The organism is Paenibacillus sp. OV219 (assembly GCF_900110075.1).
Lineage (GTDB): Bacteria > Bacillota > Bacilli > Paenibacillales > Paenibacillaceae > Paenibacillus_Z.
Map to the genome: position 1 here is coordinate 334,654 of NZ_FOCJ01000003.1, position 15,172 is coordinate 349,825.

Below are 15,172 nucleotides of genomic sequence, written 5' to 3' on the forward strand. Positions count from 1 at the left end.
ATGAGAGTTCTTTTTATAACCAATATCCCTGCCCCTTATAGAGTAGATTTTTGGAATGAGTTAGGGCTGCACTGTGATCTAACGGTATGGTTTGAAGCTTCTAGTGAGAAGGATAGGGAATGGGAGATAGATGGTTTAGGAAAGAATTTTAAATATAAATTTTTAAATGGATATACTTTTGGATTAGATAAGCATCTTAATTTAGGAATAATTGGTGAGTTAAGAAATAGCAAATTTGATATTTACATCATGGGTGGCTACAGTACTCCCACCGAGATGTTAGCAATTACGTGGCTAAAATTTAATCGTATACCTTTCTTGCTCAATTCTGATGGAGGCTTTATCAAGCGGGGTGAAAATCCGTTATTAAAAAATATAAAACGCTTTTTCATTTCTAGCGCGGCTGCTTATCTATCGTCTGGAAAGAATTGCTTAAAATACTTAATGTACTATGGAGCTACAGAGCGAGAAGTCTATGAGTATCCATTTTCGTCGGTCAGTTTCAGTCCTAATGATAGGATGAGCTTGAGTCCTGCTGATAAGGTGGAAATAAGAAACAATTTGCAATTGCGTGAAAAGGTAGTGTTAAGCATAGGGCGATTTATCTCATTAAAGGGATTTGACACGCTTATTAAGTCTTTTGAATTAATTGACGATAATAAAACAACACTAGTGCTAATTGGAGGCGGACCCGAAAGGGCGAATTACGAAGCACTTATTAAAGAATATGAATTAACTGATAAGGTAGTACTAATAGATTTTTTACAAAAGAATGAATTAATTCCTTATTGGAATATAGCAGATCTCTTTGTTTTTCCTACTAGAAATGATGTATGGGGACTAGTTTTAAATGAAGCGATTACGTTTGGACTACCGATCATTGCTACTACTGGAGCGGGGGCAAGCTTTGATCTAGTTGAGCAAAATAAAAATGGATTTGTTGTAGAAGTAGACGATATTCAAGACATTGCTAATAAAACTAGGCTATTACTCAATGACGAAGATTTAAGGAAACAATTCGGGAGCCATAGTAGAGAAATCTCGGAATTATTTACAGTTAAGGAAATGGTGAAAAAGCATTTACATATCTTTGATGAATTTCTAAGTTTACAAGGGGAATAGAAACATGCATGATGAGAAAATTGTTTTTCACGATACGGCAAATGATGGCCATCGATTTATTTATAATTATACAGTTATGAGCAACCTAAAGGGCAAAGAGATACATTATTACTCTCCATTGGACGATGAGCTGCAGAAGAACGAATTAAAGAGTAAATCAATAAACATCATTGATACCGATAAGAAGAAAGCCATACATCCCCTTTTATCTAGAGTAAGAGATTTATTTGAGTTAAGTCGTTATTGTAAGAAAAATAAAATCAAAAGAATATTTTTTTTTAACTTAGATAGTGTCATATTACCACTTGTACTGCTATTTCCATTGTTCATTAATAAAGAGGTTTCAGGAACATTGCATTGGTTTCCTGGTAGATCTCTTAAACAGAAAGTTTTTATGGCCTTAATAAACTTTAAAGTAATCAATAAAGTAATCGTACATGGTCATTACACTTATAACAGTATCATTTCTGCAAATAACAAAATGACTGATGATCTGCTCAAAAATATTAATTACCCGAATCTTCATGATAACAAAAATGAAGTGAATGCTAGCAGCACATTAAATAACTATGCTAAGCCAGTCCTTCTTGCATTTGGTGGAACTAGATTTGATAAAGGGTTAGATATTTTATTGCAAGCTTTACAACACATAAATAAGCAGGACTTTACTCTTATTATTGCGGGTAAGGCAGAAGACTTCTCTGAAAATGATATAGAACAAATGATTAATGAGTATGGTTTAAATGGAAGAGTAATACCTAGATTGGGATATGTGAATGACAATGACGTCGTACAGTACTTCTCAAGTGCTGACATTGTTGTTCTTCCATATAGAAAAATATTTACAGGGCAAAGCGGACCTTTAACAGAGGGAATTATGAATAACAAATTCATAATAGGCCCAAGTCATGGAGAAATTGGATTTACGATAAAAAGCTACGGACTTGGTGATGTTTTTGAATCAGAAAATATAGAAAGTTTGACATCTGTATTATTAAATACTCTACAGAATTTCAAAGATCTAAATGAGAAGAACTTTGATAATCAACAATACTATAAACAATTAATAAGTAAGGAAAGCTTTATTGAGGAGTATAGATCCTTTTTTAAGGTGAATTAATCTTATAAGGTCAAATATTTAAGGGGATTTTATTAAATGAATATATTGATAATAGCTGGTTACTATCCTAAGCCGCATAATAGGGTAATGGGAGTATGGGCACATGAGCAAGCAAGAACTTTACAGGATAGGGGGAACACAGTAACGGTTATTTCTCCGACACCTTGGTTACCTAAAGTGTTTAACTTATTTAATATTCCCCAAAAAATAAATGACTGGTTAAATGTTCCTGAATACGAAAACTATGATGGTGTTGCTATTTATAATTCACGAGTATTAATATGGCCACAAATTAAAATACTGAGCAAGATCTACAATAAATTCCCTATTATTAAAACTTCAATAGTCTACGCGAACATGAGTTGGAAGTTGAAAAAAATAATTAAGGAAGAAAAAATTGATATTATCCATGCACACGGACCGAGTTTCGAGGGGATGATTGCATATAAGATTAGTAAGAAATATAACATACCCTACTGTGTTACAGAAAATAGTGCATGGGATCCGAAGTTTGCGCTGAAAAATAAGCCACTGGAAATGGTGTATCAGAAAGTTTTAAGCAATGCAGCGTGCATTATTTCAGTAAGTAAAATTATTCAGGAAGAAATATTGAAATTCGGTATGGAGTATAAGAAGAAGATTAAGATTGTACACCCTGGAGTAGATATTAATAAAGTAAAAGAAAACAAGGTAGAGAGACCTGTTAACTATAAGGATAATAAAGTACTATTATCAGTTGGTGCAATGGAAGAAAGAAAGGGACATACCTATTTAATCGACTCTATTGAAAGTATTTATAAAGACCATCCAATGCTGAAGTGTATTATTATTGGTTCATTCAGTACTGAAGGAGAATTGCTATCGTCTAGGATTAAAGAAAAGGGACTTTCTGATGTTGTTGAGCTAAAAGGGCAGCTATCACACAAGGAAGTTTTAGAGTATATGTCTTGGTGTGATATTTTTGTATTGCCTTCTTGGTTCGAAGCGTTTGGTGTTGTTTATGCAGAAGCTATGTCTCTTGCCAAGCCCATTATCGGGGTTCAGGGCGAAGGTATAAGTGATGTTATTGATAATGGAGTAAATGGAATATTAGTCCCAATGAAAGATGCTAAAGGATTGTCAAAAGAGATTGTAAAACTATTAAGTAACGAAACGATCTGTAACTCTATTGGAGAGAGCGGATCAAAGACCGTAGAGAATTTATTGACTTGGAATTATAACGCAGTAAGTATGGAGCATATATACAACAAGTGTATAAGTTCACTCAGGGATAAGAAAGCTTTGATTTTTGATTTAAATTAAAAAGTGGGGCTTTTCACTTGAGTTGCCCATTCAGAAAGTTTCTTATCTTAATGACAGAGGTATTTGGAGCATAAATTATATGAGGAGCATTCTTTATGTATTTCAGAATGGCATTAAGCACATTTATATTTTTTCTGTTGGCAATCTTGTTTCCTTTATTGATTGTTAAAGAGACTGGTTCATTTTCCTTTGAATCGAACATGGCACTTTCTTGGTTTATTATCCTATACACCAGTTTGAAATTAAGTATGCTTGCATTAAGTAATTTACAGAGGTTATTAGAGATAACTTTTTGGCTTTTTTCATATATATGGATGGGGCTAACACCGCTTAGCCATGTAATGCTTGATGTATATGCATGGCCGGGTTCTTACGATGATAATACTATTACTTTTGCACTAGTTATTATTGTTCTTGGCATAATTTCTTACGAAATTGGGTTTTTAATTGCAAAGAGCCGGTACAAATTATTGTCGATTCCAGTCCATCAAAATGTTAATGCTATTCAGATGAGTGTGGAAACTATACCGAAAAAATGGGTATATGTAGTTTCAATAGCTTCACTTGTGATGTCAGTGGTGATAATTAGTAAAATTGGATTTTCATCCATATTTCAACCGAGATTGGTTTTGGATGCAATCTATAGCACTGCTTATTCAAAAACAGAATTGTTGATATATAGCAACTTACAAAAGGTTCCTGTGTTTGTGGCGTTACTTTTTTGTTTGATTATTGGGAAGTACAAAAAGAATAATAGTAGTAAAAATCCATATTTATTACTAACAGCTATTCTATTTATTACAAATATATTAATTAGTAATCCTATCTCTAATGCAAGATATTGGTTTGGTTCTGTTGCAATAGCTCTATGTTTTATTATTTTTCGTTGGCGTAAAAGTTCTTCTGCGTTATGGATTATTTCTTTGGTTATTTTATTGCTAATTGTTTTTCCTTATTCTGATGTTTATAGGAACTCATCTGCTGGAACACTTGTCATACAGAATATGACTAAGCAATTAACGGAAAAGGGAGATTACGACGCCTTTCAACAACTACTCAATACAATTATTTATGTTAAATCAAACGGTTTGTCTTATGGATACCAACTCTTAGGGGCTGTTCTATTTTGGCTTCCTAGAGGGATTTGGCCAGATAAACCGTATGGGACTGGACAGACGGTAGCAGAAGCTTTAGGCTACAATTTCACGAATTTTTCATCACCTTTTTGGGCGGAAAGTTATGTAAATTTTGGTATTCTCGGTGTTATTGTTATGTTCGCACTATACGGATATGTATCTTATATTTTACAACATAAGTACATTGAATCTCAAAGAAGGAAAAATAGTATTTCAGTACTGCAAATTATAGTTCCGTTCTTAGCAGCGTATCAATTGTTCCTTTTAAGAGGAGATTTACTAAATGGAATGGCATACATGTCTTGTTTCCTATTATTTTCGATTGTTTTCTTTAAGGGTAAGAGATGGAGTAAGGCTAAAAAGATAGAAAAAATTGAGGTGATTAGATGAAACTCGTACTCCTATCCGGCGGCTCCGGCAAGCGGCTCTGGCCGCTGTCTAATGATGCCCGATCCAAGCAGTTTCTGAAAGTGCTAAAGAACGAAGAGCAAGAACTCGTTTCCATGGTGCAGCGGGTATGGAACCAGATTAGTGATTGCGGTTTAGCGGATTCCAGCTACATAGCAACAGGCAAAGCACAGATTGAGATGATGCATAAACAGATCGGACCTTCGGTGCCGCTTATTATTGAGCCTGAACGAAGAGATACGTTCCCGGCCATTACCTTAACGGCAGCTTATTTATATTCAGTCGCCAAAGTGGATTTGGACGAAGTCATAGCAATCTTACCAGTGGACCCTTACGTAGAGGGCCACTTTTTTTATGCCGTGAAACAGTTGGAAGAAACGATCCAGGCGACACAGGCGGACCTTGCTCTTATTGGGGTTAAGCCAACTTATCCGTCTGCCAAGTATGGTTACATCATCCCTGAACGTGAGCACAAAGTTTTGCAGGGTGCATTGAAAGTCAGTCATTTTCGAGAAAAGCCATCTGAAGAAGCGGCTGTTCACTTGATTGAACAGCATGCGTTATGGAATTGTGGCGTATTCTCCTTCAAACTGGGCTATCTCATTAACATCCTGGAGGCGAAGGGGTACCCCGTTCAATATGATCAGCTGGTTCAACGTTATCACGAACTTCCGAAGATTAGCTTCGATTACGAAGTTGTCGAGAAGACGGACAACATCGTCGTTGTACCTTATGATGGCTATTGGAAGGATCTTGGCACATGGAATACCTTAACGGAAGAGATGGGTCAGAATCAGATTGGGAGAGGGACCATCAGTGAGGATTGTCACAATACACATCTAGTAAATGAGCTTGAAATTCCGGTTACTATTCTTGGAGTTTCTAATGTGGTTGTAGCGGTTAGTCCGGATGGTATTCTTGTCACGGATAAAAGTGCTAGTCCACGAATTAAGGACTTCATTAATTACGATCAAGGTCCAATGTTCGAAGAGAGAGAATGGGGCTGGGCTCGGATCCTAGATAACGATCGCTATGGAGACGGCCGCTGCGTCATAACGAAGCGAATAGCGGTTAAGGAAGGACGTAACCTTAGCTATCTCATGCATCTTCATCGGGAAGAAGTCTGGACGATTGTGAAGGGTGAAGGTGAATTCGTACAGAACGGCATACCGATGAAAGTGAAAGCAGGCAATGCGCTACATATTCCAATGAAGACTCTACATGCTCTGAGAGCTATAACGGATATGGAAATGATTGTGGTCAATAGTGGAGATTCAGATGACGATACGATTATGGAACTCTACTCCACCTGGTCGGAGTTGAGCAAACACTGTCTTAATATTTCCATGGGAAAATGAGATTGAGTAAAGCGTGAGGAGTGAATAAGGATGAAGCTTGCGGTTATTGGTACCGGCTATGTGGGCTTGGTCTCAGGCGTTTGTTTTTCGGGGTTTGGGAATGAGGTCATTTGTGTAGATAATGTGCAGGCCAAGGTCGACTTGCTAAACAAAGGCGAAGTTCCGATTCATGAACCAGGTCTGGTCTGAAGGAGCTAATTGCAAGTAATGTGGGGGCTGGTCGATTAACTTTTACAACCGACTTGGCTACTGCGGTTAATCGTTCCGAGATCATTATTATCGCGGTAGGAACGCCATCCTTGCCAAGCGGTGAGGCGAACCTAGCCTATATTGAACAAGCAGCTGAGGATATTGGGCGCGCTGTTCATGACCACAAAGTTGTAGTTGTGAAAAGCACAGTCCCAGTCGGTACGAATGAGAAGGTAGCAGCAATTATTGCGAAGCATGCGGTAAGTTCATTTGACCTTGCTTCAGTACCGGAGTTTCTCCGGGAAGGTACAGCAATTAAAGATACGTTGAATCCGGATCGTATTATAATCGGCACCACAAGTGAGTGTGCAGCGGAAGTGCTGACGGAGCTGCACCGCCCACTGACCGATCAAATTACGATTACCGATGTTCGCAGCGCCGAGATGATTAAGTATGCTTCCAATGCTTTTCTTGCTACGAAGATTTCTTTCATCAACGAAATTGCGAATATTTGCGAGAAGGTTGGAGCCGATGTTGAGGAAGTGGCGAAAGGCATGGGAATGGATCGCCGCATCGGTTCAGCGTTCTTGAAGGCGGGTATCGGTTACGGAGGCTCGTGTTTCCCGAAGGATACACAAGCGCTTATTCAGATTGCTGGGCAGATGGATTATGACTTTAAGCTCTTGAAGTCAGTTGTCGAGGTGAATCGCGATCAACGATTCAATGTGATTCGGAAGCTGGATGAGCTACTGGGTAATGTTACCGGTAAAGTGATTGGCATTTGGGGACTTGCCTTCAAGCCGGAGACGGACGATGTTCGTGACGCGCCGGCTTTTGAAATTATTGAAACACTTCTGGAGCGGGGGGCTACGGTGAAAGCATACGATCCCATTGCTTCTTCTAACTTTGAGAAGGTGTTCAATCGTCCAGAAGTGGAGTATTGTCAGTCAGCACAAGATGCGGCTGCTGATTCGGATGCGCTATGTATCCTGACCGAATGGAGGGAATTCATAGAGACTCCACTGTCGGATGTTCAGAGATGGCTGAAGTCGCCGAACTTGATTGACGGCAGAAACATTTATCGGGAAGAGGATTTAAAAGCAACACCGTTCGCGTACTACTCGATCGGCCGCCCAAAGATGAATAATGGCGTGAAGGAACGTAGCCCGAATTTATCTTTCTAATCATAATTCCATGCTATACAGGAGCTGTTAACAAGATGCAGATTGAACAACCGCCAAGGAAGAGGGCAAAGCGAAAGAAGAAGTGGAAAACGTGGCAGAAGTGGACACTTGGTGTGATCTCCTTTATCGTTGTCGCGATTCTGATTTTCGTCGGGTTCATTTACTACTACATAAAATCAATGGATATTGATGATATCGTAGCCCGGCACAGTGATGAAACGGTAGCAGTGAATCAAACAGCGGACGCGAAGCCTGCACAGGACAAGCCGAGGAAGGTTCCTGCCATTATTAAGAAGCCGGTTGAGAAGGCAAGTAAGCTGCTTGGCGGGCAAGAGATCAAGAGTGACGATGCGCTAGACGTTGCGGCCATTCTTCTGAAATCTGGTCTTAACTTGAAGCAAATTTCTTATTTGCAAGGAAATGCAGCCTACGATCTCTCTGCAGAAGAGAAGCAAAAAATTCGTGATATGTTGGTATCGAAGCTAACGAAGGAAGAGATCAACGCATTAAGGAACATTACCAAGCAATATGGTATCGGACTTAATATCCTTAATCCGGATTATCCAATTGAGTGGGTTGGTGAGCGAGATCCAGAGAAGTTGAAAGAGAACGGCAAGGCTTGGGAAGAAATGCAGACGAAGCCAAAGGATCAAGTAAAGCAGGAACCACAGAAGGATGCGACTGCAGTAACAAAAGATAACGAGCCGTCGACTGAGACAGATAAAGAATTAACGGCGGAGCAGCAGCAGAAGAAGAAGGACTTTGATGCCAAGACTAAGACTCAACTGGGCGCTCTATCAGGTACCTGCAAAGTTCAGAGCAATAATATTTTGAATGAAATTCTCGCTAGTACATCAGGGAAGGTATCGTTGAAAGCCTTGCAGGATAAGTTCCTCGGCAAAGTAGTGGCGGCTGAGGCGTCCTGCGATGCACAGTTTCAGACAATCCAGAGTAGTGCGAAATCCAGCTACGAAAGTGCCGGGATTAGTACAGGTCTAATGCCTAATTGGAGTACCGAGTATGAGGCTGGTAAGAGCAGCGCGCGTGCGGCGGCTATTAGTGCGATTGCAAAGGCAATAAAGAAGGATAAATAAAGGATGGTGTGTCGAGATTGATATACAGAAAATGTAGTAAGAAGCTATCATTTGCCCTAATCATGCTAGGAGCATTGGTTCTCATGGTTAACTCGATCGTGTCCGCGGCTTCAGTGGCTCCTGTCAAAGTCAAGACAAGTAGCTTCAACATGATCTTCGATGGCCAGAAGCTTGCGCTGCCGGAGGGACAATATGTGTTTGCAGTTAATGGCACGTCCTATATGCCGCTTCGCTTCGTATCGTATGCGCTGCAGAAGAGCGTGAATTGGGATTCAAAGGCGCTTAAAGTGACGGTGTCGGATCCGACGAAACAAGAAGCTGTTATTTTGAAAGACTATCTCACAAATGTCATTTCACATAACGATCAAGTATCAGCTCAAGGTGGAGTAACGGTACAGCTCACGCCGAAGTCGGTGAAGTTCGCAGTGAACGGCCAGGCAAAGTTGCTGCCTAGTGGACAAAATGGTTACATCGTGAATGGCGCATTATATGTACCAGTTCGCTTCTTATCTGAGGCGGTTGGCTCAGCGATTCAGTGGGATGCGGTGAAGAAGCAAGTAACTGCGGAGTCTGAGACATACCGGGCAGAGCATGGAAAAGATGAGACAGGTACAGGCACTGGTAATACGAGCGGTACTGGAAGTACAGGCGGTAATGGAAATGGTACTTCGGACAGCGGTGCAGGTGGTGATTCAACCGGAGGCGCTACTGGAGGAGGGGCAGGCGGCGTTATTGAGAAGCCGACTTACGAGTCCATCAAGGCGAATGCGGAGCAGCGTCTGACTACATTGAAGAACAACTGCCAATCAGCGCTCATGAAAATCGCCATAAAATATAGTAATACGGATGATCCGAATGTAAAGGAAACGTTGAAAAACCAAGGCTATGCACAGCTTGATTCTTGCACAGCGAAATTCAATACGATCATTAGTGATACGGAAAAGCAGCTGAAGGCTAACGGGTACGGTACAGATGTCCTTCAGTCGTACCGAGATGAGTTTAACAGCCAAGTTGAGGCTGGCAGAGTAATTATGCAGGGAATGGCATAATCCCTAGGCATCACTTAAAAGGCTCCTTACGCGAACGCGTAGGGAGCCTTTTTTGCGTTGAAACGAAATTAGTTGATACTATCTACATAGATGCTGCCGCTCCAAGCGCCGCTCGTTTTGAGTTCAATTCCGATTAGTTTCATAGGCGTCGGCGCAGTCGATGGAATAGTCACGGTTATTGTATTCCAAGCATTCTTCGTCAGGCCGGAGTAAACTTGGTAATTGCCGTGCCATGCCCAGGCGTTGCTCTGGATGAATGGCTGGACAGAGGTAATGGCGGCGCCGCTTGGAACCCAGATGCGGAAGGTGACGGTACTGCCTGCGGTCAGACCAGAGGGGTTATCCAGCTGAGCGTAGTAAGTGGCTGCACCTGTCGCATTGACAGTCATTTTCAAGGAGTTGCTGCCTGCATATGCGCGGTCTGTGCTCGAAGCAACCGTCAAGCTGTTCGTGCCGTAGAAGCTTTGTAGAGAACCGCTCTCGAAGTTAAATTTGGCGGTATCGCCGCTTGCTACAGGGAAGACTAGCGAGTTATGGCTACTGGCAAAGGCAGATGTAGCCGGTGAGAGATTGGTCATGTTGCCATTGCTGTCGACGCCGTTCGAGGTCCACGGCATGACGCCTGCGTAGCCGTTCGTATAGGCGTTGGAGAAGTCACTCGTGAGCGTATGTCCCGTTGAGCCAAGTGCAGGGCATTCGCCGACGACAACTGGCCGATCGAATACGAGATACCATGACGAAGGCGTTACATAGAATGGAATACCCCAGTAAGGATCCTGCCAAGGGTAATAGTGCGGTGAGTAGAAGTCGACTTTCGCGAGAGTGCTGCTTACTTTGGCTTGGAGTGCGGCGTCGCTGATCTTGTTGCCGCTTGAGCCACTTGCTGTTGCGCTGTTATACTTGACCATTCCGAGGCCAACCGTAGTCAAAATGCTGCTGTTCTGGTGAATGGCGACAGCTGATTTGGCAAAATACGTTTGCAGGCGATCCCAGGAGATTTGTCCGTTGTTCGCATCCTCATACACCCAGTCCGGCTCGTTCATGAGATCGATGGACCAGAGATACGGATTACTTTTGTAACGATTAACGAAGGGGATAAGATAGTTGTTGACGTAGGAGTCAATATTAGAGTCGCTGCCTAGCATGTTCCGCCAGCTTTGGTAGTTCGTGTGGCTGTTATTGAAGTGGTCAAATGACATGAGTGTCGCCATAATGTAGACGCCATTGTTCTGAGCGATCTGGAACAGGCTGTCGAGGTTGCTCCAATGAGCGGTTGTTGCACCTGTCACTTGACCGTTGCTGTTAATGTTGATGCCCACTTCTCCGTTGCATGTAATCCAAACCCTTGTTGCATTTACCCCATTACTGTGAAGCGTAGCGAAGTGATTGTTCCACCAATTGTAGTCGAACGAACCGCCAAAATCATTCCAGCTGTTCCACGGCGTATTAGCCCCGTTCATGAAGATTTGCTGGCCCCCGGCATAGAATTTTGTTCCAGTAATCGTAATGCGGTCTCCAAATGCTGCATTTGCGGATGATGAGAAACTAAGCAAACCAAGTAAAATAGCTAGAGATAAGACAACGGATATCCATCTGCTGCGTGCATGCTTCGTCATTCAAGCTTCCTCCTCTCATATTGAAAACCAAACTTTGAACCTTACAATTTCCTTCCTCACACATTACATAAAGCGCTTACATAACTATTTTTGATGAAAATGTTCGATGTGTAAACAGAACCTTGTCATGGGATACGGGGAATGTAGTCATGTGAACGTTAGAACTTTGTCATATCCGATGTAATGGAAAAAGGTTTGACGTAGCCCTGTATCCCCTTCTATACTGATTGATAATAGTTCTCATTAAATTTGGATTGAGTAGAGCTTACAGGAGTACATATGCGCAAAATAGGTATACGTGCAGTCGGGCTGCTCATGGCTGCCTGCTTCATATGGTTGTCGTGGCGATATTTTCATGGTCAAGCGATCGGGAACAGTGTGGTCAAGCTGCTGCATGCGCCGGGGATGCTGCTGCTTATGACGGGCGGCTATGCATTGTCTTTCGTCTTTAAAGCGCTCGCTTGGCGTCTCTATGCCGGACGGGATAAGATGGATCGTTTGTCTATCTACGTACATCCGCTTCTAGTGAGCTTGCTTGTGAATCATGTCCTGCCGCTGAAGCTAGGAGACTTGGCACGAGCAGGACTGCTCGCGAGAACAGCTAAGATGCGCTGGGATGACGCGCTGCACTCGGTCGCAGTGATGAGAGTTCTCGATATGGCCTCGTTGCTCCTCATCGGTTCGGTTGGCGCGCTTCTGCTTGGCCTGGAGGCATCGCCTTGGTCACTAGTTGTCGCGGCGGTGTTTGTGCTTGGAGTGGTAGTACTGCTGCTGATCGAGCGGCGTCGGCGAATTGGCGAGAAGGCTCGAGCTGAACGTAAAGGCATTGCCGCTCTTATGCATCGGCATTATGCCAAGCTGCAATCGACACTGGCTTCTAAACGGGGAGCGGCTGCGGCGCTGCTAACGCTTCTAAGCTGGCTGCTAGAAGGAGCCGTCGTGTACGGCGTAACGAAGGTACTTGACCTGCCGATAAACCCATTCGAAGCGATATGGGTAACGAGCATGACGATCGCCGGGCAGCTGTTTCATATTACGCCAGGCGGTATTGGGACTTACGAAACGACACTGACAGCATCGCTTGGCGTGCTAGGTGTTTCGGGCAATGAAGCTTTTGCCGCGGCGCTGTTGTCGCATGGTTTTAAATTTGTGTTTGCTTATGTTACAGGTGCGATATCGCTTGCGATGAGCGCCGTCACGGTGAAAGAGCTGCGGACATGGCTGCAGCCACCTGGGAGAGAGGGGAAAGTGAAATGAAGAAGGCGTCGAGGTTTGAGATTGTAGCGGCGCGCTGCTGGAATTTGCTGAATGAGGGGAAGCCGTTCACGCCCATATTCGTCACCGGTTCATACGCGCTGTATCATATGAATCAGTGGGGGATGGCAAGCTTCTGGTTGCAGTTCATGTTCGGGCTGCTTGCAGCACTTCCGCTATTTGCGCTGTATTTCTATTATGATTTTCCACTGTTTCTGCGTAACTATCTATGGCTTCCGGTCGTTGCAGCGCTCGTGCTGTGGCGTGATGCACCGCTTGACATGGGGCTCTATGCTACAGCGACACTGCTGTTTCTGTTCTTCACGATCTACTTCTGGGGGACGTTCTATTACCACTTAAGGATCGGAACATCATGGTGGAATTTCAAACGGTTCTGGAAGCTCGTGTTGAAGAACAGCGATTCCACGAGCGGCAATGCTCAGGAGCAGCTACCGAAGTTTCTACTTCTTCTCTTCGTTGTTGACGTGGCTGGCGGTTATTGGGCGGATGGAAGCGGGTCTGCAGGTGATTTTGGCTGGGGCAGCTACTGCTTGTTCTTCGTTGGTATCGCAGTTTATGCGTTCATTCTGCACCGCAATTTGTTTGATTGGAAGCCGAAAGAAATTCCGAATTATACAGTACCCGTACCAGCGCCGGAGCAGCCGGCCAAAGGCAAGGTGTTCGTGCTTGTTATTGACGGCATGCGGAAGGACCGGTTCGAGGAGGCGAATGCGCCTTTTCTAAAAAGGTGGCGGGCTGAAGGTACGGAATATACGCAGATGGAGACGTTGTATCCGGCAAGAACGGTCGTCTGTTTCTCTTCCATGTTTACGGGGACTTATCCGCGCGAGCACGGGATTACGTCCAATATGGTATGGAAGCTCGGCATTAAGGTCGAATCCATCTTCGACAGCTTGCGGAAGGTTGGCAAAGTCGGGCGGCTGCTCGGCATTGCACATCTAATCGACTCCATGGGTGATGATGTGGAGAGTGTCACGGCGGTTATGCATAACGATAAAGCCGACCGTAACATTATGGAGCGCGCGAAGCTCATAATGGCGGAGCAGAACCCAGATCTCTTGATTGTGCAGTTCATTGCAACGGATCAGACCGGACATAGCATGGGCGCACTGTACGACGAGTACCGGCAAAAGATTGAGGAGGCTGACGCGCTCATTGATGAGTTCGTACAATGGCTTGAGGTAAAAGGGCACGCAGAGGATGCGACGTTCATCGTATGCGCCGATCATGGACAGGCCGATGGGATCGGCGGACATGGTCATTTGGACGAGGGCGAACGGTACGTACCGTTCTTCATGTATGGTCCGAACGTGCGGCAGGGCGTCAAGGTTGATGCCAAGCAGTCGCTTGTATCGGTGGCGCCGACGCTCAGCTACTTGCTAGATGCGCCGCTGCCGAGTCATAGTCGCGGACCGGTATTGATTGACGCTTTTGAAACGAGCCAGACGATTAAACCAAAGAAAGAAGCTGGGCAGCATGGAGAAAAAGAAGCTGGTCGTATTCCTGCCGGCGCATAACGAACAAGGCAATATCGCCAAAGTAATCGCTCGTATTCCGCGCAAGCCGCATCCGGACTGGCAGGTGGAGGTGCTCGTCATTGATGATGGGTCAACTGACGGTACGGTGGAGGAAGCAAGAGGTGCGGGTGCGGAGCATATCGTTTCATTTGCACGTAATCGGGGGTTGGGTGCTGCGGTTCGGGAGGGGCTTGCCTCATGTGTGCGCCTCGGCGCCGATATTGGACTCATGATTGATGCAGATAACGAATATCCGGCAGAGGAGATTCCTGGCGTTGTCGCTCCGATCTGGGAGGGGCGCGCCGATTATACGATGGGGTCGCGGTTTAAAGGCGTTATCCGTGGGATGAAGCTGCACCGCCGACTCGGCAATTACTGCTTCACGCTGCTGCAGGCATTGCTGCTGCGTCGGATGATCTGGGACGGCCAGTCTGGCATGCGCGGCTTCTCGCGAGCGGCAATGGAGCGGGCTGAAATTATCCATGATTACAACTACGCGCAGGTGCTGACGCTTAATCTGATCCGCCAAGGCTTCAGAATGGAAGAGGTGCCAATTACGTATCAGGTGCGCGAGCATGGCGAATCGTTCATCAAGTTCAATAAATATATGACAAATGTACTGCCAGCGGTATGGAAAGAAATGCGCCGTCCTGTGGGCAGGAAACGGGCTGCTGCGCTGAAGAAGGCTCGGGTTGCTGTGCGCGGGGCAAGTGTGGAGAAGTAGGGCTGGCTGAATGGTGAGGCAGGGCGCTGGTTGAAAGCGGGATAGTAGGAGCAAGAGCAAGAGCAAGAGCAAGAGCAA

Annotated in this window: 11 protein-coding genes and 1 pseudogene; 11 read left to right on the forward strand and 1 reads right to left on the reverse strand. The window is 44.2% G+C overall.

The window, feature by feature from the left end:
- The 8 genes and pseudogenes from BMY11_RS11225 (at window position 1) to BMY11_RS11260 (ending at window position 9,962) form a co-directional block, all read left to right on the forward strand.
- Window positions 1–1,122 carry a glycosyltransferase family 4 protein gene (locus tag BMY11_RS11225; protein ID WP_090575296.1) on the forward strand — a complete coding sequence of 374 codons (1,122 nt, stop codon included), beginning with the start codon at window positions 1–3 and terminating at the stop codon, window positions 1,120–1,122.
- Between the two features lie 4 nt (window positions 1,123–1,126).
- Window positions 1,127–2,242, forward strand: coding sequence for a glycosyltransferase (locus BMY11_RS11230; protein WP_090575299.1), 1,116 nt, complete (start codon window positions 1,127–1,129; stop codon window positions 2,240–2,242).
- 36 nt (window positions 2,243–2,278) lie between these two features.
- Window positions 2,279–3,544 carry a glycosyltransferase gene (locus BMY11_RS11235; RefSeq protein WP_090575300.1) on the forward strand — a complete coding sequence of 422 codons (1,266 nt, stop codon included), beginning with the start codon at window positions 2,279–2,281 and terminating at the stop codon, window positions 3,542–3,544.
- A gap of 95 nt (window positions 3,545–3,639) precedes the next feature.
- Window positions 3,640–5,070 carry an oligosaccharide repeat unit polymerase gene (locus tag BMY11_RS11240; RefSeq protein ID WP_090575304.1) on the forward strand — a complete coding sequence of 477 codons (1,431 nt, stop codon included), beginning with the start codon at window positions 3,640–3,642 and terminating at the stop codon, window positions 5,068–5,070.
- Window positions 5,067–6,446: a sugar phosphate nucleotidyltransferase gene (locus tag BMY11_RS11245; RefSeq protein WP_090575306.1), complete on the forward strand. Its 1,380-nt coding sequence runs from the start codon at window positions 5,067–5,069 to the stop codon at window positions 6,444–6,446. The genes BMY11_RS11240 and BMY11_RS11245 overlap by 4 nt, the downstream gene beginning before the upstream one ends.
- Window positions 6,447–6,476: 30 nt before the next feature.
- Window positions 6,477–7,819, forward strand: a pseudogene (locus BMY11_RS11250) (UDP-glucose/GDP-mannose dehydrogenase family protein).
- A gap of 35 nt (window positions 7,820–7,854) precedes the next feature.
- Window positions 7,855–8,913, forward strand: coding sequence for a hypothetical protein (locus BMY11_RS11255; RefSeq protein WP_090575309.1), 1,059 nt, complete (start codon window positions 7,855–7,857; stop codon window positions 8,911–8,913).
- Between the two features lie 83 nt (window positions 8,914–8,996).
- Complete coding sequence (locus BMY11_RS11260) at window positions 8,997–9,962, forward strand: copper amine oxidase N-terminal domain-containing protein (RefSeq protein ID WP_177182597.1); 966 nt, start codon at window positions 8,997–8,999, stop codon at window positions 9,960–9,962.
- A 68-nt stretch (window positions 9,963–10,030) separates the two neighbouring features.
- On the opposite strand, the gene BMY11_RS11265 is transcribed toward BMY11_RS11260, so the two are convergent.
- Window positions 10,031–11,578, reverse strand: coding sequence for a glycoside hydrolase 5 family protein (locus BMY11_RS11265; RefSeq protein ID WP_090575315.1), 1,548 nt, complete (start codon window positions 11,576–11,578; stop codon window positions 10,031–10,033).
- Between the two features lie 279 nt (window positions 11,579–11,857).
- On the opposite strand from BMY11_RS11265, the gene BMY11_RS11270 reads away from it, so the two are divergent.
- Genes BMY11_RS11270 through BMY11_RS11280 form a run of 3 tightly spaced genes read left to right on the forward strand, consistent with a single transcriptional unit; the run spans window position 11,858 to window position 15,094 of the window.
- Window positions 11,858–12,835 (forward strand): lysylphosphatidylglycerol synthase transmembrane domain-containing protein, encoded by a 978-nt coding sequence (locus tag BMY11_RS11270; RefSeq protein ID WP_090575318.1) that lies wholly within the window; start codon window positions 11,858–11,860, stop codon window positions 12,833–12,835.
- A complete protein-coding gene (locus BMY11_RS11275; RefSeq protein ID WP_090575321.1) occupies window positions 12,832–14,370 on the forward strand; it encodes an alkaline phosphatase family protein in 1,539 nt (512 codons plus the stop codon). Before BMY11_RS11270 ends, BMY11_RS11275 begins: the two co-directional genes overlap by 4 nt.
- On the forward strand, window positions 14,330–15,094 hold the full coding sequence (locus BMY11_RS11280; RefSeq protein WP_090575324.1) for a glycosyltransferase family 2 protein: 765 nt from the start codon (window positions 14,330–14,332) through the stop codon (window positions 15,092–15,094). The genes BMY11_RS11275 and BMY11_RS11280 overlap by 41 nt, the downstream gene beginning before the upstream one ends.
- Window positions 15,095–15,172 lie beyond the last annotated feature (78 nt).